Annotated in this window: 19 protein-coding genes; 10 read left to right on the forward strand and 9 right to left on the reverse strand. The window is 40.9% G+C overall.

All coding sequences use genetic code 11. The features are described 5' to 3' along the window. Window positions 1-103: 103 nt before the first annotated feature. Complete coding sequence (yihA, locus tag EI164_RS06350) at window positions 104-874, reverse strand: ribosome biogenesis GTP-binding protein YihA/YsxC (RefSeq protein WP_192519143.1); 771 nt, start codon at window positions 872-874, stop codon at window positions 104-106. Window positions 875-1,171: 297 nt separating this feature from the next. Between yihA and EI164_RS06355 the strand changes: the two genes are divergently transcribed. From EI164_RS06355 to EI164_RS06370, 4 genes are all read left to right on the forward strand, one after another. After that, on the forward strand, window positions 1,172-1,507 hold the full coding sequence (locus tag EI164_RS06355; protein ID WP_192519144.1) for a c-type cytochrome: 336 nt from the start codon (window positions 1,172-1,174) through the stop codon (window positions 1,505-1,507). Window positions 1,508-1,854: 347 nt separating this feature from the next. Next, window positions 1,855-2,523 (forward strand): c-type cytochrome, encoded by a 669-nt coding sequence (locus EI164_RS06360; RefSeq protein ID WP_192519145.1) that lies wholly within the window; start codon window positions 1,855-1,857, stop codon window positions 2,521-2,523. Window positions 2,524-2,855: 332 nt separating this feature from the next. After that, entirely contained in the window at window positions 2,856-3,998 is a 1,143-nt protein-coding gene (locus EI164_RS06365; protein WP_192519146.1) for a hypothetical protein, read from the forward strand. Next, window positions 3,986-4,375: an RnfH family protein gene (locus tag EI164_RS06370; protein WP_318779526.1), complete on the forward strand. Its 390-nt coding sequence runs from the start codon at window positions 3,986-3,988 to the stop codon at window positions 4,373-4,375. Before EI164_RS06365 ends, EI164_RS06370 begins: the two co-directional genes overlap by 13 nt. A gap of 34 nt (window positions 4,376-4,409) precedes the next feature. Here the strand turns inward: EI164_RS06370 and EI164_RS06375 are convergent, their stop codons facing one another. Further along, window positions 4,410-4,829: an outer membrane protein assembly factor BamE gene (locus EI164_RS06375; protein WP_192519147.1), complete on the reverse strand. Its 420-nt coding sequence runs from the start codon at window positions 4,827-4,829 to the stop codon at window positions 4,410-4,412. A gap of 325 nt (window positions 4,830-5,154) precedes the next feature. Here EI164_RS06375 and fur point away from each other — a divergent pair, with 325 nt between their 5' ends. Both fur and EI164_RS06385 read left to right on the forward strand, forming a co-directional pair. Continuing rightward, window positions 5,155-5,589, forward strand: a complete 435-nt coding sequence (gene fur / locus EI164_RS06380) for a ferric iron uptake transcriptional regulator (RefSeq protein WP_192519148.1) — start codon at window positions 5,155-5,157, stop codon at window positions 5,587-5,589. A gap of 191 nt (window positions 5,590-5,780) precedes the next feature. Continuing rightward, window positions 5,781-6,707 carry an IS30 family transposase gene (locus tag EI164_RS06385; RefSeq protein ID WP_192519149.1) on the forward strand — a complete coding sequence of 309 codons (927 nt, stop codon included), beginning with the start codon at window positions 5,781-5,783 and terminating at the stop codon, window positions 6,705-6,707. 108 nt (window positions 6,708-6,815) lie between these two features. Here the strand turns inward: EI164_RS06385 and EI164_RS06390 are convergent, their stop codons facing one another. Then, the gene (locus tag EI164_RS06390) at window positions 6,816-7,937 is read right to left on the reverse strand and encodes a PilT/PilU family type 4a pilus ATPase (protein ID WP_192519150.1); all 1,122 of its coding nucleotides are present in this window, start codon (window positions 7,935-7,937) and stop codon (window positions 6,816-6,818) included. A gap of 87 nt (window positions 7,938-8,024) precedes the next feature. After that, window positions 8,025-9,080 (reverse strand): type IV pilus twitching motility protein PilT, encoded by a 1,056-nt coding sequence (locus tag EI164_RS06395; RefSeq protein WP_192519151.1) that lies wholly within the window; start codon window positions 9,078-9,080, stop codon window positions 8,025-8,027. A gap of 379 nt (window positions 9,081-9,459) precedes the next feature. On the opposite strand from EI164_RS06395, the gene EI164_RS06400 reads away from it, so the two are divergent. After that, on the forward strand, window positions 9,460-10,176 hold the full coding sequence (locus EI164_RS06400; protein WP_192519152.1) for a YggS family pyridoxal phosphate-dependent enzyme: 717 nt from the start codon (window positions 9,460-9,462) through the stop codon (window positions 10,174-10,176). Window positions 10,177-10,410: 234 nt separating this feature from the next. Here EI164_RS06400 and EI164_RS06405 read toward each other — a convergent pair whose 3' ends face one another. Beyond that, on the reverse strand, window positions 10,411-11,685 hold the full coding sequence (locus EI164_RS06405) for a hemolysin family protein (RefSeq protein ID WP_192519153.1): 1,275 nt from the start codon (window positions 11,683-11,685) through the stop codon (window positions 10,411-10,413). A gap of 214 nt (window positions 11,686-11,899) precedes the next feature. Continuing rightward, window positions 11,900-13,591, reverse strand: a complete 1,692-nt coding sequence (locus EI164_RS06410; RefSeq protein WP_192519154.1) for an NAD+ synthase — start codon at window positions 13,589-13,591, stop codon at window positions 11,900-11,902. Window positions 13,592-14,442: 851 nt separating this feature from the next. Here EI164_RS06410 and EI164_RS06415 point away from each other — a divergent pair. The 3 genes from EI164_RS06415 to epmA all read left to right on the forward strand — a co-directional run bounded on the left by EI164_RS06415 (window position 14,443) and on the right by epmA (window position 17,865). Next, window positions 14,443-15,570 carry an AI-2E family transporter gene (locus tag EI164_RS06415; RefSeq protein ID WP_192519155.1) on the forward strand — a complete coding sequence of 376 codons (1,128 nt, stop codon included), beginning with the start codon at window positions 14,443-14,445 and terminating at the stop codon, window positions 15,568-15,570. Between the two features lie 81 nt (window positions 15,571-15,651). Beyond that, a complete protein-coding gene (locus tag EI164_RS06420) occupies window positions 15,652-16,755 on the forward strand; it encodes a 4-phosphoerythronate dehydrogenase (RefSeq protein WP_192519167.1) in 1,104 nt (367 codons plus the stop codon). Window positions 16,756-16,809: 54 nt separating this feature from the next. Continuing rightward, entirely contained in the window at window positions 16,810-17,865 is a 1,056-nt protein-coding gene (gene epmA, locus EI164_RS06425) for an EF-P lysine aminoacylase EpmA (protein WP_192519156.1), read from the forward strand. Between the two features lie 125 nt (window positions 17,866-17,990). Here epmA and EI164_RS06430 read toward each other — a convergent pair whose 3' ends face one another. The 3 genes from EI164_RS06430 to EI164_RS06440 form a co-directional block, all read right to left on the reverse strand. Further along, window positions 17,991-18,623 carry an NAD(P)H-binding protein gene (locus tag EI164_RS06430; RefSeq protein ID WP_192519157.1) on the reverse strand — a complete coding sequence of 211 codons (633 nt, stop codon included), beginning with the start codon at window positions 18,621-18,623 and terminating at the stop codon, window positions 17,991-17,993. 188 nt (window positions 18,624-18,811) lie between these two features. Next, window positions 18,812-19,261 carry a YaiI/YqxD family protein gene (locus tag EI164_RS06435; protein ID WP_192519158.1) on the reverse strand — a complete coding sequence of 150 codons (450 nt, stop codon included), beginning with the start codon at window positions 19,259-19,261 and terminating at the stop codon, window positions 18,812-18,814. Continuing rightward, the gene (locus EI164_RS06440; RefSeq protein WP_192519159.1) at window positions 19,261-20,607 is read right to left on the reverse strand and encodes a 5-(carboxyamino)imidazole ribonucleotide synthase; all 1,347 of its coding nucleotides are present in this window, start codon (window positions 20,605-20,607) and stop codon (window positions 19,261-19,263) included. The genes EI164_RS06435 and EI164_RS06440 overlap by 1 nt, the downstream gene beginning before the upstream one ends. Window positions 20,608-20,697 lie beyond the last annotated feature (90 nt).

The raw sequence follows: 20,697 nt of genomic DNA on the forward strand, positions 1-20,697 counted from the left end.
CAGAACTCAGTCCTTGATATAAACTTAAACCGTCCAACATTTGGGGGTCAGTTCAATCATAAATAACGATGATAAGCCCTTTTTTTATGAAAGATTATAATAACTATTTGCTTGATTTTTGAGTGTTTTCTTTTTGAGTGCTATCTTTTTCAATGGCCTCTTCTAGCTCTTCGCCTTCAAGTAAGGCAAAAGAGGACTCAATAATTTTGTCTGCATCAAGCTGATACTCATACCATTTGCCCATAATACCGGCTAATTCATCAAGACCTTCTTTTCTTAATGCCGAAAATAGTTGAATAGTGCAATTCAAGCCAAGTTCTTTTAGCCTTTTACGAGTATTTAGCAAGGCGTTTTTAGATGCACCGTACTTTAGCTTATCTGCTTTAGTCAACAAGATATGGACAGGTAGTTCGCCATCATTGGCCCAACGTAGCATTTGCTCATCAAAGAATTTTAGTGGATGACGAATATCCGTCATAAGTACCAAACCTGCAAGGCTGGTGCGTGATACCAAATATTCTTCTAGCTCAACCTGCCATTCTTTTTTCATCTCAAGCGGCACCGCTGCGTAGCCATAACCAGGTAAATCAACTAAGCGTCTATCGGCATCACCGATACTAAAAAAGTTAATCATCTGCGTACGTCCAGGTGTCTTAGACGAACGTGCCAATTGGCGCTGATTGGTCAAGGCGTTAATGGCAGAGGATTTGCCAGCGTTTGAACGTCCAGCAAAGGCGACCTCTAACCCCATGTCAGGTGGACAAAGACGAAAAGTAGGTGCTGACATCATAAATTCAGTTTGTTGAATTTTTTGACGGGATTTGGTATTGAACAATGTATGTTCGGTGGCGACGTCTGTAAACGGGGTACTCATAAATGGCTCATTACTCTTCAAAAAGTTGAATATGGTCGTGAATTTTCAGTTAATTGGATGTGAAGGCAGTCGTTTTACGTTACTGACCATTCTATACTATTAGTGGTCTTACTTATTGAAATAACTGTGATTAGCATCATTATATAAATCATAAAAGGTTTTAAGGTTAATAAATCATAACCGTAAGTGAGTAGTGTCCTCAGAAAACGCATTACCAAAGCTCAACTATATTTATCTGTATTTAAATGACATACATTGTTACAATCTTTACTAAGAAATGTCAAAAGGAGGTGTTCTATGTCTTCAATCACCACACTTTTAAGCAAGACTTATTGTCATTTAATAGGTCGCAGTGCTGTATTATTATTAAGCAGTATCATTATGACAGGAGCTAATGCTGCTGATATTGCCACTACCTATGATAACTCATGTGCAGCCTGTCACGATAGTGGGGCGCTAAATGCCATTAAAAAAGGTGATAGTGCTAAATGGCAGCAGCTTATCGAGCAAAAAAGCATGCCAACGCTCATCAATTCCGTTAAAGGTGGTATGATCCAAATGCCTGCGGGTGGACTGTGTGACAACTGCAGTGACGACGACTATCGCAAGCTTATTGAATACATGAGTGAATAGTAGGTTTGTGGCTTCAATAAGATAGTTTGCTCATAAAAATAAAAGCGCTAGGTTTTTACCTTTTTGCGCTTTTTGCTTTTTGTAGTGAGGTGAGCTTACTTAGATTACTTGGACGCTTATATGGTTAGAAAAACTGGTGATGTAACGATTAAGTAGGCAAATGCTACAAAGTCTTGCTATAATAATCGAAAATAAACCCTGATGTTAGTAAGTACTTTCAGACTGTTTGTGTACAAGACCTTAAATTATATACCCACTGTGCTAATTATAGGACGGTTTGTATCAGGCGTCTTATCAGTGCAATCACTCTTAATAATGCTTACGCCGAGCTAGTAGGATTTGTATCAATGAAAAAGTTAATCGCTGCTGCCAGCTTATGCGTTGCAAGTTTCAGCGTACAAGCTGCTATTGTTGTTCCTGAATATGATGTTAATGCTGGTAAGGAAATCGCAGAAACTGTCTGTGCTGCTTGCCATGGTTTAACGGGTGTTAGCGTTGTCCCTGCCCAGCCTAACCTAGGTGGCCAAAACGTAAAATATCTTTACAAACAGTTAGTCAACTTTAAAACGGGCTACCGTAAAAACGGCATCATGCAGTCACAAATTGTTGATTTGTCTCAGCAAGATTTGGCCAATGTTGCAGGTTATTATGCCAGTCAAGCGCCTTGGGGCGTAGGTTTTGGTAATCCTGTAACCAACGAAGAAGCCTCTAAATTATTTTTAGGTGGTGATAAATCGCGTGGCGTCATCGGTTGTGCTGGTTGTCACGGTCCAGATGCGGCAGGTAATACTTGGGCTGCATTTCCAAAGCTTGGTGGCCAACACGCAGCATATATCTCGACTCAGTTGAAACTTTTCCGTGCCGCCGGTCGTGTTGATGATATCGATAGTGATGAGCAAAAACGGATCAATGATGCAGCGAAAGAAGGTGAGATGGGTATGATGCAGACAGTTGCATCGAAACTATCAGATACTGATATTCGTATGTTGTCAGATTATATCAGCGCTATTCATTAATTTATTAATGCTATACATGAGAGCGTAATACCTATTTGGTAGAGGGTATTACTAAGTACTAAATTGTATGTCTTTCATTGTTTGATTATTAAACCCCGATTTCGGGGTTTTTTTATAACTGTTTGCCCCTTATATTGTAGAGAGAGTGTCGCCATAAGCTTGCTTATAGGTGATCATTATCGTTATAAGTTGTCGTTATTCACTTTATATCAAACTTCAAAAGTATAATTAGTCGTGTCAAACACGTTCAGCCTACGAGGCGTAGTACTTGTACTCGTTTTCTTGGCTACTCATATTTTTGTTGATGGTATTAGATCGTTTGGATTTAGATTATGATGATCCGTTATGCTTCTTATTTTATCGCGGCCTTATTACCGTTACTTCTATTTCGCTGGTTTGCACCTGCGTCTATTGGCGAGATTGATTTTTGGTTACTTTGGCTATTAGCAATGGTGTTGGTATCATTGCCAGTCGTTTACGCTGAAATAGCGTTAGCCTATCGTAGTATCGAAGCGCCATTAGCTGGGATGCAAAAGCTGACTCGTGAAGCAGATGCCAGTCCAATATGGCGTAGTTTTGGTTGGTTGGCAGCATTGGTCTCTATTGTTATTGCCGCATTAGTCGTATCTGGTGCTAGTACTGGTATATTGGCGGCATTGGCTGAACTTAATAGCTCACCTGCTGTGCCCGATTTTGCAGTTGCGGCAGGTTTGATGGTTATTGCTTTATTGTTAAGCTTGCTTGGTGTTGCGCCTTTGCCGATTGGACTGGGTTTGATGGTTGTCGGTTTGGTCTTGGGTGTGGCAAGTGGTTTGCCTAATATTGATTTTGCTATGACCGACATCAGTTTGAGTGAATGGGCACGTGCAGTCGCACTAGCACTCGTCAGTGTTGGCGCAGGAACGGGTTTATACTGGTTTGGTCAAAACCTAGTAACCAAAAAGACGGCCACAGCGGTAGACGTAGACAATTATAATGCGCAAAATCCTGTACGCAGTCATGCAAAGGGTGAGTATCGTGCAACCAGATTGGTATTACCGATTTGGATATTGCAGTTGGCCGTTGGGGTGATTGCGCTGTTTATTAGTGGAGTGGCGTTGCCACCGATTGGCAAGCTGTTATATTGGATAGGAGTGCTATTCGTAGTTAGCTATTTGCTACACTATAGTACTCAACAGTTAGCACATAAATTTGGGTTGTTGATCAGCTTAGGCTTAACCTTGGTGCTCGCATTAGTGCTAGTAGTTGCTATCCCAACTATGTGGTTGGTTAGTATTTTGGTCGTTATTAGTAGCGTGACAGTATTATTGTTATCAATATTTGCTGGTTGGCAGATGAAAATAAGTCATCTGCGAAAATCGTTGAACTTTGGCAATGAAGCATTTTATAACTTATGGCGGATAGCGATACGTTTGGTAGTACCAGTCGCATTGTTGCTAGCTTTGACAGGTTGGATGATGCAGTGGATAAGCTAATAACAGAAAGCAGTAGTGTTGATACAAATAACGTTGATACTAAGAATGAGGTTTGGCAGCCTGAGCTGATGACCGTGTATTTGGCCTATGCTGAAGATGAGCTGCGTCAGCACTATATAGCGTTACAGGTCAGCCATAACACCAGTTTGTATGATGTACTGAAGCAAGCAGGCTGGCTGGTACAGTTTCCAGATTTAGCAAGGTGGTGTGATGAGGTAATGGATGTGGCTACACCGGCAGCAAGGCGTTGGCATATAGGTGTTTATTCACAAAAACAACCACTTAGCTATCGCCTACAGCCGTTTGACCGTATCGAAGTATATCGTAGCCTAAGCGCTGATCCCATGTCTCAGCGCAAGAATAAATCTCAAGGTTAAGTGTGTAACTGGCAAAACCAGTTGGCTGTTATTTTTATGAAGCTGGAAGGCTTTCTATGCCTTCGATGCGACTGACCAAACCGTTGTCATCAAAATAAACAATTAAATGCTGACTGGCATTTTTGACGTCAGCGATACCATTGCGGCTGCCTTCTGTCCCTGCTTTATAGTCGTAAATATAGTCCCAACGTTTAGGCTCAAGGGTGTCTTTAATGGCTGGGCTACCAAGAATATAGAGTACTTGATTTTGATTCATACCTACTTGCAGGTTTTGCGCTTGCGCCTGAGTAATGGCAGTGCCTTGTGGCAAATCAATCTTATAAACACTCAATAATGAGCAGCCAGACATAGCAACAGTAGCGCTAAGCATACTGGTGATGACAATCTTGCGTAATGTGCTTGTAAGGCTTAACGAACGAAAAGTTAATGTCTTTATCATGGTAAGATGACTCATAAGAAATGAATTAGGCGCAGCCAAAGTTGCATAGTGCTCGTTTGACCGATAATCTTGGACAAATGATACGTCATTTACTTGCAATTTCCTACCACTTACGACATTATTTACCAAATGCTAACTGAGTAATGATATCATTTATATTTTAAATTCATATACTTGCATAGAGAATATTTGCAGAATAATAGGTTAGGAATTCACTCAGAGTAAGTCAGTTTGTTATTGTTCAAATGCTTTTTATACAATAAAAATAACCGCTGATGCTTATTTATTTTATATTTTTGGTTCTTTATTTGCTAAGACTGTCACAGTCAGAAGGGATATTATGGCTTCTTTTACCAATCAAGATTTACGTAAAGCTGGATTAAAGGTCACGTTACCTCGTATCAAGATTTTAGAGCTACTCGAAAGTGCAGCGTTGCATCACATGAGTGCAGAAGAGGTCTATAAAGCGTTGATTGAACAAGGTGAGGATGTGGGGCTTGCGACTGTTTACCGAGTGCTAACGCAGTTTGAGCAAGCTGGAATCGTCGAGCGTCACAACTTTGAAAATAATTTGTCGGTATTTGAGATTACCCAAGAAGGCCATCATGATCACTTAGTTTGTGATGTGTGTGGAAAAATCGTAGAGTTTCATAATGAGGCGATTGAGGCGGAGCAATTAAAAGTAGCAGCCGAGCATGGCTTTAAATTATCAGGTCATTCCTTAGTGCTGTACGGTATCTGTGATGACCAAGAATGTAAGGATAGTGTAAAGTAGTTATATTTCAATGGTTATCTCCGATTTTTGATGGCTACCTAAGAGTATTGGCTCAGATAAATGTTGTTTTTATGCCTTGTATCAAAGCTTAGATTAACACATGAAGTGCAATACCAAATGCAAGGTGAAAAAAAGACCTAGATGCGCTAGCATCAAAGTTTTTATCCACCGACCAAAGTGAGATTGCAACCATGAGCTATACACATCTAAGCCTAGGTGAACGATACCAGATTTATGCCCTTAAAGGGGCAAAACATAGTATTAATTTTATAGCGAGGGCGTTAAACAGAAGTCCCAGTACCATATCAAGAGAGCTTAGACGCAATAAAAGCCTACGAGGTTACCGAGCAAAGCATGCTAATAACAAGGCTTGTGACAGACGGGCTAACAACGCCACAACTATTGTGACTGACCTCTGGGCATGGGTGACAGACAAGCTTAAAGAGAACTGGAGTCCTGAGCAAATATCTGGCGTTCATGCTGGTATCAGTCATATGAGCATTTATCGCTATATTTGGCGTGATAAGAGGCAAGGCGGCACATTGTGGCAGTGTCTCAGACGTAAAGGAAAACCATACCGGCAGCGTCTAACCGCTGAGACTCGAGGTCGTATCAATGACAGAGTCTCGATTCATGAGCGCCCTTGTATTGTTGAAGAACGCTCACGTATTGGAGATTGGGAAGCCGATACCGTTATCGGTCAGCATCACAAGCAAGCGATTGTCACGCTCGTTGAACGTAAAACGGGGCTATTGAAGATGAAGCGTGTGGGTCATAAAACAGCACAGCAAGTATCAGAGGCAATGATAGAACTCTTAGCGCCAGTGAGGTTGCAGGTTAAGACCATTACCTCTGACAATGGTAAAGAGTTTGCTCAGCATAAGAAGGTGAAACAAAAGCTCTTTAGCCCTTTCTTCTTTGCCGATGCTTATGCGTCATGGCAGCGAGGAACCAACGAAAATACCAACGGCCTTATCAGAGAGTACTTGCCTAAGGGTTGTGACTTTAGACAAGTCTCTGATGATGAGATGCAGGACATTGAGAACAAATTAAACAACAGACCAAGAAAACGATTAGGGTTTAAGACGCCTATGCAGGCGTTCTATAATATTAATTAGCGTTGCACTTGGTGTGTTAATCTAAGAAGTTTAAAATAGCAAAAAGCCCTCATTATTATGATGAGGGCTTTTTTATGAGGGACACGCCCTAGTTTAATTGATAGTTATCTACGTGATATCTAATGATAAGCTATCGGCGCCTTCATCTAGATTGGCTGTACCATTTTTGCTACTAAGCTTAATTTTTAGGCGCAAATCGTTAGGAGAGTCAGCATGAAGAATGGCTTCTTTATAAGTGATCTCTCCTTGCTCATACAGGTCAAATAAGGCTTGGTCAAAGGTCTGCATACCACTATCTCGTGAGCGCGTCATGACACCTTTAATTTCATGAACTTCACCTTTACGAATATAATCACTGATGAGCTGTGAGTTTAATAAAATCTCAATGGCTGCACGGCGACCTTTACCATCAGGGGTTGGGATGAGTTGCTGAGCGATAATAGCTTGCAAGTTAAGTGACAAATCCATAAATAACCGGTTGTGGCGATTTGGTTCAAAGAAGTGAATAATACGATCAATGGCTTGGTTAGCATTGTTGGCATGTAAGGTTGCAAATACTAAATGCCCTGTTTCTGCATATTGAATGGCGTAGCTCATAACCTCACGGTTACGAATCTCACCAATCAAGATAACGTCAGGTGCTTGGCGCAAGGTATTTTTTAGCCCTGCTTCAAATGAGTGGGTATCAATACCGACTTCACGCTGCGTCACAATACAACCACGATGTTGATGTACAAATTCAATAGGATCTTCGATGGTAATAATATGACCATGAGAGTTTTGATTACGGTGTCCTATCATGGCAGCGAGGGTCGTAGATTTACCAGTCCCCGTTGCCCCTACTAGTAGAATAATACCGCGTTTTTTCATAGCCAGTTCTTTTAACGCTGGTGGTAAACGCAGTTCTTCAACGGTAGGAATTTTATTTTCGATCTTCCGTAAAATCATTCCTGCCATATCACGCTGTATAAAGGCGCTGACACGAAAGCGTGCTTGCTGTGCCTGATCAGCAATGGCAAACTGACATTCGTTTGTTTCTTCAAACTCTTTTACTTGGCTTGGCGTCATGACACCTTTCACCAAGCGCATGGTTTGCTCTGAGGTCAAGGGGGTTTTGCCGACAGGTAGAATTTTCCCATTTACTTTCATGGAAGGTGCTACATCAGCGGTAATAAAAAGGTCAGAGCCATTTTTATTGATCATTAACTGTAATAATTTATCAATGTCCATATCGTACCTGTACTGGATATAAATCGATTAAAAAAAGATCTAAAGTCATGTTTGAAAGATCGCTAATAACGAACAATAAAAATAGGCCTACAAGAATGCATCAGGCTGTTTGGCGTACGGACGAGCAACGTCTTTACTGATAGTGCCTTTGGATACTAGATTTTTTAGTGTTTGATCAAGTGTAATCATACCGTCGCCAGCACCTGTTTGAATAGCAGAGTACATCTGAGCAATTTTGTTTTCACGTATCAAGTTACGAATCGCGGGCGTACCTAGCATGATTTCGTGTGCAGCAACACGTCCACCTGCTTGGCGCTTTAGTAGGGTTTGCGAGATAACCGCTTGTAGTGATTCTGATAACATGGCACGAATCATGTCTTTTTCTTCTGCAGGAAATACGTCGATGACACGGTCAATTGTTTTAGCAGCTGAGCTGGTGTGTAGGGTACCAAATACCAAGTGACCAGTTTCTGCAGCAGTCAATGCCAAGCGAATGGTTTCAAGATCACGTAGCTCACCAACCAGAATAACATCCGGATCTTCACGTAGCGCTGAACGTAATGCAGGTTCGAAACCTAAAGTATCACGATGAACTTCACGCTGATTAATCAAACTCTTTTTGGAGTCATGAACAAATTCAATCGGGTCTTCAATGGTCAAAATATGTTCTTTACGGCTTTCATTGATATAATCAACCATGGCTGCTAGCGTTGTTGATTTACCAGAACCTGTTGGACCAGTGACCAATACAACACCACGCTTAAAGTCTGAGACGCGTTTGAATACTTCACCCATACCTAGATCTTCCATCGTTAATACTTTGGAAGGAATGGTACGAAATACGGCTCCAGCACCGCGATTTTGATTAAAAGCATTTACCCGGAAGCGTGCTAAGTTAGGAATTTCAAAAGAAAAATCCGTCTCATAAAACTCTTCAAAGTCAGCACGTTGCTTGTCATTCATGATGTCATAAATAAGCTGATGCACGACTTGATGGGTCATCTCTGGCATATTAATACGTGTCATTTCACCATCGACACGAATCATAGCGGGCATACCGGCTGAAATATGTAAATCTGATGCTTTGTGCTTAACGCTAAAGCGTAGCAAATCTTCGATGCTTAAATTATTTTTTTCAGCCATAATTAGGTATTCCTATCAATCAATAAGGGTAGGACAAAAGAGCATAAAATTGCGTGGTCAATAACCAATAAAAGGTTTATCTTAAATCAGTTATGATAATAGAAAATAAGCCAGGGCTTTTACCATTACTACTATATTCAGTAGTATATGTTAAACCATGTAACAATATAATAACAAGACTGTCGACATTTAACCATCTACTAGGCTAAGAAAATGTAAATTAACCATTCACACATTTTATGGACGTAGGTGTGACTATGATATTGTTCGATGATGAAGAAGGCTTGTGGCAAGTTTAACCTTGAATAATAAATAATATTGGCAAAAACGTTAAGAGTCATTGATTGAAAAATGTTTAAATTATCTTTGAGAGTGTTATATGAATAAGAGTGAAAATAATGTTGATCAGCCAGGTTTGATAGAGAACTGGCGGCAAGTCTGTACTCAAATGTCTCAAGCGTGTGATCATGCGGGACAACAAGCCGAGAGTGTTACGTTATTGGCTGTTTCTAAAACAAAACCTGCGGATATGATAGCTGTCTTAGCGCAGCAAGGGCAGCGTCATTTTGGTGAGAACTATCTACAAGAAGCCATTGAAAAAATGAACACGCTAACATCAAAACCTGAAAGCCAAGATATTGTTTGGCACTATATTGGCAGTATTCAGCGTAATAAGACCCGTGATATTGCTGAAAATTTTGATTGGGTGCAGACAGTAGAGCGTGACATTATTGCCAAGCGTTTAAATGACCAACGTCCCGCTGAGTTACCACCATTGAACGTTTTGATTCAATTAAATATTGATAACGAAGAAAGTAAGTCAGGCTGTTTGCCAGACCAGCTATCTGAATTGATAGCTACCATCAAAGGATATGAGCGGCTAGAGTTGCGTGGATTAATGATTATTCCTGCTAAGGCAGATACTGATGCTTTTTCTCGTACCAAGCAGTTGTTTGAAATGGTTAAGCAAAACCATCCAGAAATCAATGCTTGGGATACACTAAGCATGGGTATGAGTGGTGATATGAAAGAAGCAATTGCTGATGGATCGACGATGGTACGTGTTGGTACGGCTATCTTTGGTGCAAGATCTTAAACTAGAATGTGTTTATAGATTCATGGGCTAAGGCAGGTCTTCAATTCAATCGATAGTCATCTGAATAGAGCAACAATGGTTAGATATTGCTAAACATCATCCAATAGCTGGTCAATACGCCCTAATATTATCTGCGCTATTTTCTTGTTTGACGGTGATTGGTCTCATCGTTATCAGCATTTTTAAAATGACGATAGGCCCTAATTTACTTGCTCATACTTAATGCTGTTTTAATCAGACAACATCATCAATGATAGTTACTAGCATTTGAGTGATTTTGAGATTATCGGTGGCGATAATTTCAAAGCGATAATTGGCATACTCAATAGTATCTGTTTTCTTTGGAATTTTGCGGAGCATATACATCATAAAGCCACTGATGGTTTCGTAGTTTTGATTGCGTGGCAGATTGACAATGCCTAAAGTGCGAACAACATCTTCAATGGGTGTCATACCATCTATTAACCATGAATTGTCTGTACGTTGGACGATAGGCTGCTCTTCTAGAGTCACAAGCTCACCCATGACGATACTCATTACGTCCTTGAGTGTGATGACGCCTACCACTAGTCCATACTCGTTAACGATAACGGCAAAGTCAGCCCCCATGGATTTAAACATCTCTAGTACTTCAAATAAAGACAAGGTATCAGGCACGAAGAGTGCAGGCATCAATAACTCTTTGCTTGTCAAACTGACTTCTTGCTGATTGAGAATCAATGCTAAAAAACTGCGTGACTCGACATAACCAACAATATGCTCTAAGTCATCGTCATGACAGACCAAAAATTTGTTATGCGGTTGATCAATCATAACCTCGACAACTTTTTCAGTGCTCGTTTTGGTATCAAAGTAAACAATATTTTCGCGTGGGTTCATCACCGAGGTGACCGTGCGCTCTTGCATATCAAAAATGTTTGCTATCAGGTGATGCTCTTGTTTCTTAAGCACACCAGCTTCGGCACCAGCATCCATCACGGCATAAATATCTTCTGGTGTCATATCATCCTGACGTGTGGTTGAGATACCAAGCACTTTAAAGAGAACATTAGCTGCACCATCAAATATCCAGATGACGGGTTTAAAGATAAAAATTAACAGCATCATGGGTCGTACGAGTCGTACAGCGATTGTCTCAGTGTTTGACATTGCCAATCGTCTAGGCATCAAGTCAGCAAGTAGAGAAAATAAGCTGGTAATCAACACAAATGATATAACCGATGACACCGCTTCATTATTAAACAATATTCGTAAGTAAGGGCTGACAGCTGATTCTCCTATTGCACCAGCCGAAATAGCCACAGCGTTCAACACTACTTGTACGACCGTGATAAAACTGCCAGGGCTGTCCTGCATTTTTAGGACGTCAAGTGCACGGACATCGCCTTCTTTTGCCATGATTTGTAGCTTAATTTTGCGACCTGCTGCGATGGCAATCTCAGCAGCAGAGACAAAGGCACTTAAGGCCAGCAATAAAATAAGAAAAATACTAGCAGTTAGCAAACTCATGACATACTCGGTAAAAATAGGAATTAACAATGAAAGTGGTGAATGATAAAAGGAAATGATGGTTTGTAAAAATTCAACTTATAGAACCTAAAAAAGCTGGGTAAGCACCCAGCTAGTCATAGAGCAATCCGGTTTTCTATAAAAAAGGTAAGCTATCAGTGCTGCCCAAATTTCAGGTAATAGAAATTGGACAAGCACTGATATTTAATCTTGTTTAGCCTTTTATTGACCATTTATTGACTAATGGATAGCGGCGCTCACGTCCAAAAGCTTTGTGGCTGATTTTGGTGCCGATCGGTGATTGCAAACGTTTATATTCGCTATTGTCTACCATCTGGATGACCTTTGCGACCATTGCAGCATCGAAACCTTTATCAACGATATCTTGATAGCCCATGTCCTCATCGATGTATGACATGAGGACATTATCTAGTACATCATAGTCAGGTAAACTGTCCTGATCTTTTTGATCTGGACGCAGTTCAGCTGATGGTGGGCGGGTGATGACGCGCTCAGGGATGACAGGAGTGTCTTCTAAACGATTGCGATAACTGGCTAATTTATAAACCTGTGACTTATAAACATCTTTTAGTACATCAAAACCACCTGCCATATCACCATATAATGTTGAGTAACCCACCGCCAGTTCGGACTTGTTACCAGTGGTGATCACTAAATGACCAAACTTATTGGATAATGCCATCAAGACAACACCGCGTGCACGCGCTTGGATATTTTCTTCAGTGGTATCTGCAGGAGATTTATTGAACAGTGGTGCTAGGGTATGACGGATGCCTTCTACGGCATCAAATATAGGACAAACCGTGTAAGATACATTCAAGCGACGTGCTTGCGCTTGTGCGTCTTCTAAGCTGATTTGAGAGGTGTATTCATAAGGCATCATCACAGCATATACCTTGTCAGCACCCAAAGCATCCACGGCGATACATAGCGTTAAGGCTGAGTCGATACCACCTGATAGACCGACGATGATGCCTTTGAATCCTGAGTTGTTGACATAGTCGCGTAGGCCCACAACAAGCGCCTGATACATCTCTGACTCACGGCTCAGTGTCAACGGTTCTTTATCTTGGTTATCAAACTGGGCTGTTTTGACGTCTAAAGTAGCTAGAGTCAACTGGTTCATAAAGCGAGGAGCTTCGTGTGCAACACTGCCATCAGCCTGTATTGCCATAGAGCCACCGTCAAACACCAAGTCATCTTGGCCACCAACAGCGTTGACATAAATGATTGGTAAGTTGTTTTCGCGGCTGCGCTTGGCAAGCATTGCTTTACGATTTTCTTGTTTTTCGATTTCAAAAGGAGATGCATTTAAACTAACGATTAGATCTGCACCTTGCTTTTTGAGATCAGCAGCAGGGCCTTTTTCCCATAAGTCTTCACAAATCAGTAGACCGATGGTGATACCTTTATAGTCAAATAGAACTTGATTACGACCTTTATCAAAATAACGACGTTCATCAAAAACGCCATAGTTTGGCAAGATTTGCTTATGGTAAAAGCCTTTTTGATGACCATTGTGTAGGATAGCAGCAGAGTTGAATGTGCCATGATGATCGACATGTGGATAGCCAACAATCATCACGATATCATCAATATCGCTTAAACTAGAGAGAGCATTTTTGACGCGACCTGATAAGCTTGGGCGTAGCAGCAAATCTTGTGGAGGATAACCCAATAGTGCGAGCTCTGGGAAGATAATGACATCCGCGCCTTGATCGCGTGCTTCTAATGCTAATGAGCGCATTTTGTCGGCATTGGTAGTGATATCACCAACCAAAAAATGTGACTGAGCCAAAGCAAAAGTAACGGTTTCTTGTGATTTCTTAGTCTTACTGGCCTCGGTTGAGGGATTTATATTGGGATTATCAGTGTCTTTTGACATTGTTATTGTTCCTATCGATATATTATTTAAAATTTGGTGGGTCAGTATTGATTTAAAATAAAATCATAGTCATCCGAAGTTAACTAAAAATAGCACTTTTTCATATTGAGTTCTAATAGTGAATCTATATGATGAGCTTAAATGATGCATAAATTATTACATAACGCTTGCGAGATACAGTGTTTACGAAGGCTTACGCATAATATCCAAAATTATGGAGCCACTCTAAAGGTTATATCTTATGATGGTCTATAGAGGGTCGATAAAAGAGGGTTGTGGCATATAGTTTGATAAAATCGGTGGCAGTGTAATGGTTAAAATAAATAAGACCATACAGACCTAACTATATTGAAAAGCTTAAAATAATTGCTTTAGTATAACATCAATTGTCGCTACAAATAGAACGCGCCAGTGAATTAGCTCACAAGATATTGCTATAGCATGTCAATGTAAAATGGGCTATTAGGGCATTGTTTTTATACATTAAACCGATGTACTCATTTTTATCTGCTAGTGTTCTAGTCTGGTAGGCTAATGCGCAGAAAGTTGTAAGTAAAGATTACAACATAGCGTTATATAGTTACTGGATTTTATTGCATAATAAGTGCTGATAATAACTTATGGTTTATCCTGCTTTGGTCAAAATTGTAGTCGGTAAATATGTTACGGTACTCTATGATTTAATACTTGCAAAGTAGGCTTTAAAGCATGTTCTTATTTAGTTGATTGATAACCCTCGCTAATGGATGCCACTAATAGACAAGGTCTATAAGTTGCGCTCCATCTCACATTTATAAACTCGTCAGCGGAGTCATAATAGGTCTTTGCTGTCTGCAATTGGTTTATACGCTATGATTGAAAATTGGACAAAAGAGTTTATTATTCAGCGCTTATTGGCCATTACTTTATTGGTCGTGCTGTTTGTATTGTGTTTTCAAGTGATACAGTTTTTTATCGTGCCAGCACTATGGGCAGCTATTTTAGCGTATGTGACTTTTCCAGTTTATAACTTTTTTTATGAAAAGGTGAAGCTGAGTCCCAATTTTAGTGCTGCCATCATGACGATGAGTATCTCTTTAATGATAGGTATCCCACTTGTTATTGGCGTATTTATTCTACAACAAGAAGCTTTAAGTTTAATCAGTCACTTGATATATCGTATCAAAGTTGGCTATTTAGATGTGCCGGACTCTATTAAGGACTTACCTATTGTAGGTCAGCAGGTCAAAGATGTACTGTGGAGAATTAATAAAAATCCTGAAGGAACGCTAGAAGCCTTTCGTGTTTGGGTGCAGTCACATTTATATTATGGAAAAGTAGCATTTGATGTGGTGTTTAGTAGCCTTGCCAAGCTAGGTATGGCGCTGATGACGTTATTCTTTTTCTATCGTGATGGCACCAGTCTTATTCGCCAAATCCGCCAAGCATTACGCAATATTATTGGTAATCGAATTGATGGATATATCGACTCTGTGGGTACGACCACGCGTGCTGTAGTATATGGTATTGGTCTAACTGCATTAGCGCAGGCGATGCTTGCGGGCATTGGTTATTATTTTTCTGGCGCACCAAGTCCTATTTTATTGAGTATATTAACCTTTATTATTGCACTAATTCCATTTGGCACGCCGTTCGCTTGGGGCGGTGTCTCTATTTGGTTGATGAGTCAAGGGCATACGGCAGAAGGTATTGGCTTAGCATTATGGGGCGTATTAATCATTAGCTGGGTTGACAATCTAATCCGTCCTATTGTTATTAGCGGCGCGACCAAAATCCCATTTATTATTATCTTTATTGGGGTACTAGGTGGTCTGACAGCATTTGGCTTTGTTGGCTTGTTTATTGGTCCTGTGGTACTGGCCATCGGACTTGCAGTTTGGCGTGAATGGATATCGCAGCATAAAAATGAAATATTTGCGCCACAAGAGATGGTGTTGTCCGATAGCCAAGCATCACCACCAGTAAATGAACCTAAATAAAGCTATTTCTATAGAAAAGCTATAGCTGTTCGACTATGTTATTAATTATGTGGCAAAACCATGAAGGGTAGGGTAAATACTATTAAACATATTACTATTTTGGCGGATAGCAATATCGCCAGTTTGGACAAGTTTTTTAACGCATCTACACTTGCTCAATCATCAGAGCAGGCTGTAGATATCATCACTGTTGCTGGACGAGATATCAATGCATCATTACTTGCAGAAGTGCAGCCTGATGTTTTATTAATCCGTTCGGTGACGCAAGTAGATGAGGCATTGTTGGCTGGTAACAATAGTGTGCAATTCGTTGGTTCTGCAACCATCGGCACCGATCACGTTGATCAAGATTACCTAATGCAGCGTCGTATCACTTTTGCCAATGCTTCAGGTTGTAGCAAACACTCTGTCGCGCAATATGTATTGACAGCGGTTCTAACGTTGCGTCCACAGTATTGGCAACAACCTATGACCCTTGGTATTATTGGCTTGGGAAATATTGGGAGTACACTTGCTCAGTATGCCAGTGATTTGGGCTGGCAAGTCTTAGGTTATGATCCACTATTACCAAAATCCAAGCTTAATAATGCGAGTTTAGAGCAGGTGCTCAGCCAAAGCGATGCGGTTAGCTTGCATGTACCTCTGACAAATGAGAAAGGTGATGCGCATCCTGGAGGTAGCAATTATCCAACACGGCATATCATTGATGCCGACGCATTGGCCATGATGCCTGCTGATACAATACTCATTAATAGTGCGCGTGGACCTGTAATTAATGCGGATGCGCTGGTAGCAGATATTGAGCGTACTGGGCGACAAGTAGTGCTTGATGTGTTTGAGCATGAACCTCAGATTGCAGAGCCTTTATTATCCAAGCTTATCTTTGCTACACCGCATATCGCTGGCTATACGCTAGAAGGTAAGCTGCGTGGTACGCAAATTATTTATGATGCGCTATGTGAAAAGTTAGCAGTCACACCTGTTCAGTCAATGCAGGCATTACTACCGCTTAACTTATTTCTATGGTCTGAATTAAAGGCGCATCCAGACAGACTAATAAAGTTTTATGATATTAGGCAAGACGATGCCTCCTTGAGAAGTAAGGAGGTCGATGGGCAGGTAAATGGTACTGATTTTGATGGATTAAGACGTGATTATCATTTACGTCGTGAATGGCAGTTTTAAAAATCAAACACTCAATTACCAAACTGATTATTTATCAATCGTAGTAGACCACAAATGACTCAAGCAAATAACATTTCTGCGCAGCCTATTACTTCTAAGTCTATCAGTTCTAAGCCTAGCTACGCACCGACCATGGCATTATCTATGGCGCAGCAGCGTGCGCGGTTTATAGGCAATATCCGTCAGTTTTTTGCTAAAAAGCAAGTGTTAGAGGTGCAGACACCGCTATTGTCACAAGCCGGTAATACCGATACTTTTTTGCAGTCAATCGCGGCACAAGTCACTTATCAAGACAAACCACAGACCTATTATTTGCACACATCACCTGAATTTTCGATGAAGCGTTTATTGGCTAGCTGGCAGGTACCTATCTATCAGATTTGTCCTGTTTTTCGAAATAATGAAATAGGCGTGCAGCATAACATTGAATTTACGATGCTCGAATGGTATCAGCCAAATTATAGTTTGGATGATATGGCAGTTGAGCTTGGCGAGTTATTAGAAGTGCTTTATGGCAGTTCTGTAGTGATGAGTCACTATCGTTATGTCGATGCCTTTATGGATTTCGTCGGTATACATCCACTGACAGCCAGTCTTGGCGCATTACAAGCAGTGGCAGAAGATAAGGGTTTAACAGGCTTCGACTTTAACAGTGAGGCGAGTAGAGCCGTGGATACTGAAGAAGATCGACGTCAAAGTTGGTTGGACTTATTGTTTAGTCATGCAGTCGAGCCCAACTTGGGACATGATTTACCAACCTTGATTATTGAGTACCCACCAGCGACGGCGGCTTTGGCAAAAACGGCATTAGATAAAGAAGGTAATCGTATTGCCAAGCGTTTTGAGTTGTATATTAATGGCGTAGAGATTGCTAACGCTTATGACGAGTTAGCAGATGGACAAGCGTTGAGAGCGCGCTTCGAGCAAGATAATGAGTTGCGTCAGCGTCATAATCTACCACAAATGCCAATCGATGAGCATCTACTAGCGGCGTCTGATGATTTGGTACCTAGTAGCGGTATCGCAGTTGGTATAGATAGGCTGCTAATGGTCATTACAGGAGCTAGCAGTCTAGAAGAAGTCATCCCCTTCCCAAGTGGTTTGGCATAGTTACTCTCTAATAGTTACTCTTTAGAGGCTAAATATTATTACTCATCTAATAATATAATCTCAAATAACAGCCATAAAAAAGCGAGTAAACCTTTCGGCCTACTCGCTTTTTTTTGCTTTAGTGATTATAACTGTGCGATAGCATCGTTAATAGCCGTGTCACCATTGCTCATGCTAAAGACTTGCTTGATGGTGTTGTCAGCATTTAGTACAGTGGCTAAGGTAGCAGCGACATCTTCAATTGAGTTCTCACCTGCGTCATCACTGTTAATAGTAATTTTGCCAGTTGCCTCACGCTCTTTCAGCGCGCCTGCTTGGACTATGGTGTAGTCCAAAGTGCTGTCGTTGATTAACCATTGGTCAGCATAGTGTTTACAGATATAGTATTCTTTTAGGTCGGCAATTCTATCCCATTTACTGGTATCTAATGAGAATACCGTGCTGAGCATGATATAACGTTTGATACCTTTGTCTTGCGTTGCTTGGATGGTTTTGACTGCACCATGCAGATCCACTTCTAAAACGTCTTTACCACCAGAGCCTGCAACAAAATAAACGGCGTCGATATTTTGGTCTATTTGCGTTTGAATGTCTTCTTTTTCAGCAGTAATGTCTAGGTCTAGTTGACTGTATTTTTCATCGTCAAATAGTTTTTTATCTTGACGAGTAGTACCTATCACTTGATGATTGTCAGCCAATAACTGCTTAACCAAATCTGTACCCACTCGACCGCTTGCACCAATTACTAAAATTTTCATAATCATTCCTATTCTTATATGCGTTGTCTTTCGTATAAACTGTATTTTTTAAAATAAATATCGAAAGTAATATCAAAAACTGATTATAGGTTAACAAAAAAATCGGCACGCTTCGTTATGAAGCGTGCCGATTACATAGTGTTTGGTTATAGACTGTATAGAGATTGAAAGAAATACAATGTTAGAAGTTAACGTACCAGTTTATTTAATCCATCGGCAAAGGCTTTTTTGTCACGATCACCGTAAGGCTTCTGTCCGCTCATCTCTTGTAGCTCTAGTACACCAGTACCACGCATGGTGTCCATAAAATCACGCATATTAAGCTTTTGCTTAATATTGTTTTTGTCATAGACCACACCGCGAGTGGTCAAAACCATGCCACCTTTGTCCAATATATCGTTGGCTAAAGGTATGTCGCTAGTAATGGCCAGATCGCCCGGTTGTATTTGCTCAACGATATAGTCATCTGCTTTGTCAAATCCTGACGGCACCACTGTCATAGTGAGCAGTGGTGACTTGCGCAGTTTAATTGGCTGATTGGCAACGAATATCGCCATGGTTTGTGTGCGTTCAGCTGTTTTGATAATCAAATCTTTGGCGATCAATGGTACTGAGTCTGCATCCACCCAAATCTGCATTATTTCTTAGCCTTATTTTCTTTTGCCGCTACAGTCTTATCGGATGCGGCAGTCTCATTGCTTGATTCAGCATTTTCCACAGGTTTTTCAGCATCAGCATGCTCATGATTATCTAACGTTATTGGCTGCTCATCAGCTGCCACTGATTTTTTCTCAAGTCCCATTTTATTGGGTAGAGTCGCGACGAGCTTGGCTAGAGCCGGTTCTAAATCTGCCACATCATTGGGCATTAAAGTAATATGCGCAATTTTACGATCGTTACGTTCGGCTTTATGATAGCTATGATAGTGTACACCATCGATATTTAGCACGGCGCTGATGTCAGGATATTGCCCCAAGACATTGAGCATAATCGCTGGATGGACATTGTCTGTATCACCTAATGGCAGATTGACCACCGCCCGAATATGATTTTCGAACTGGCTAGTAATTGCGCCTTCGATACTCCAGTGCCCAGAGTTATGGACACGTGGGGCAATTTCATTGGCAAGTAACGTGTCATGACCACGTGCATCTTTGGTCACAAACAGCTCAAGCGCCATCACACCAACATAGTTTAGATGGTTCATGACAGTGGTAATGGCATCTTGAGCTTGCTTAAATAAATGGCTAGTACCAACAGCAGGGGCTTGGGTTTTGGCTAAAACACCTTGATGATGATGGTTTTCGACCAAATCATAACAGCGAACCTGACCGCTTTGTGCACGTACAGCGATAATAGATAGCTCGCGGCTAAAGTCAATAAAACCTTCGGCAATCAATGGTACTGGCGTTGGTGTCAGAGAGCCTTTACCTGTGACCGCATCTTTTAATTCTTGCCAAGCAGCTTTGATATCGCTGTCTTGTTTGATGACGAACTGACCTTTACCATCATAACCACCGCGACTGGTTTTTAGGACGATAGGCAAGCCCAGCTTGTCACATGCTTGCTGCAATTCTGCTTCAGAATTGACAGCCATAAAAGGTACTGTGGCGATATCAAGGTCATTAAACATCTGCTTTTCTTTGAGACGGTCTTGTGCGATATCAAGAGCCATTAGCGGCGGAGACATGCCATGTTTTTTACCAGATTTTGATAACTCAGTAAGCTGTTCGACAGTAGATGTCGGTGTGTTTTCGAACTCAAGAGTAAAAACATCAGCGGCTTCGATAAATGCTGCTAATTGTTCACTATGAAAGACGCGTCCATATAAGCTGGCAGGGCAGTCAGCGTTGTCTTCTAAAAAAACACATTGATAACCAAGCGGCAAGGCGGCTTCGGCAAGCATCATACCAAGCTGACCACCGCCTAAAATACCGATGGTACGAATGGTTTGGGTAACGGGATAAGCGTTTGCTGTAGTCATGGTAAGCTCTTTGAGTAAAAAAATATTGGTGTATTAAAATAGGAAAAGGTGCACTGTATGCACCTTGTATTAAATAAATCTTAGTATTAA

Origin of the sequence: Psychrobacter sp. FME13, from assembly GCF_014861395.1 — a bacterium.
Lineage (GTDB): Bacteria > Pseudomonadota > Gammaproteobacteria > Pseudomonadales > Moraxellaceae > Psychrobacter.

Excerpts from the sequence above, each read along its gene's own strand:
- yihA (WP_192519143.1), bottom strand. The coding sequence starts at position 874 with ATGAGTACCCCGTTTACAGACGTCGCCACCGAACATACATTGTTCAAT.
- EI164_RS06355 (WP_192519144.1), top strand. The coding sequence starts at position 1,172 with ATGTCTTCAATCACCACACTTTTAAGCAAGACTTATTGTCATTTAATA.
- EI164_RS06360 (WP_192519145.1), top strand. The coding sequence starts at position 1,855 with ATGAAAAAGTTAATCGCTGCTGCCAGCTTATGCGTTGCAAGTTTCAGC.
- EI164_RS06365 (WP_192519146.1), top strand. The coding sequence starts at position 2,856 with ATGATGATCCGTTATGCTTCTTATTTTATCGCGGCCTTATTACCGTTA.
- EI164_RS06375 (WP_192519147.1), bottom strand. The coding sequence starts at position 4,829 with ATGAGTCATCTTACCATGATAAAGACATTAACTTTTCGTTCGTTAAGC.
- fur (WP_192519148.1), top strand. The coding sequence starts at position 5,155 with ATGGCTTCTTTTACCAATCAAGATTTACGTAAAGCTGGATTAAAGGTC.
- EI164_RS06385 (WP_192519149.1), top strand. The coding sequence starts at position 5,781 with ATGAGCTATACACATCTAAGCCTAGGTGAACGATACCAGATTTATGCC.
- EI164_RS06390 (WP_192519150.1), bottom strand. The coding sequence starts at position 7,937 with ATGGACATTGATAAATTATTACAGTTAATGATCAATAAAAATGGCTCT.
- EI164_RS06395 (WP_192519151.1), bottom strand. The coding sequence starts at position 9,080 with ATGGCTGAAAAAAATAATTTAAGCATCGAAGATTTGCTACGCTTTAGC.
- EI164_RS06400 (WP_192519152.1), top strand. The coding sequence starts at position 9,460 with ATGAATAAGAGTGAAAATAATGTTGATCAGCCAGGTTTGATAGAGAAC.
- EI164_RS06405 (WP_192519153.1), bottom strand. The coding sequence starts at position 11,685 with ATGAGTTTGCTAACTGCTAGTATTTTTCTTATTTTATTGCTGGCCTTA.
- EI164_RS06410 (WP_192519154.1), bottom strand. The coding sequence starts at position 13,591 with ATGTCAAAAGACACTGATAATCCCAATATAAATCCCTCAACCGAGGCC.
- EI164_RS06415 (WP_192519155.1), top strand. The coding sequence starts at position 14,443 with ATGATTGAAAATTGGACAAAAGAGTTTATTATTCAGCGCTTATTGGCC.
- epmA (WP_192519156.1), top strand. The coding sequence starts at position 16,810 with ATGACTCAAGCAAATAACATTTCTGCGCAGCCTATTACTTCTAAGTCT.
- EI164_RS06430 (WP_192519157.1), bottom strand. The coding sequence starts at position 18,623 with ATGAAAATTTTAGTAATTGGTGCAAGCGGTCGAGTGGGTACAGATTTG.
- EI164_RS06435 (WP_192519158.1), bottom strand. The coding sequence starts at position 19,261 with ATGCAGATTTGGGTGGATGCAGACTCAGTACCATTGATCGCCAAAGAT.
- EI164_RS06440 (WP_192519159.1), bottom strand. The coding sequence starts at position 20,607 with ATGACTACAGCAAACGCTTATCCCGTTACCCAAACCATTCGTACCATC.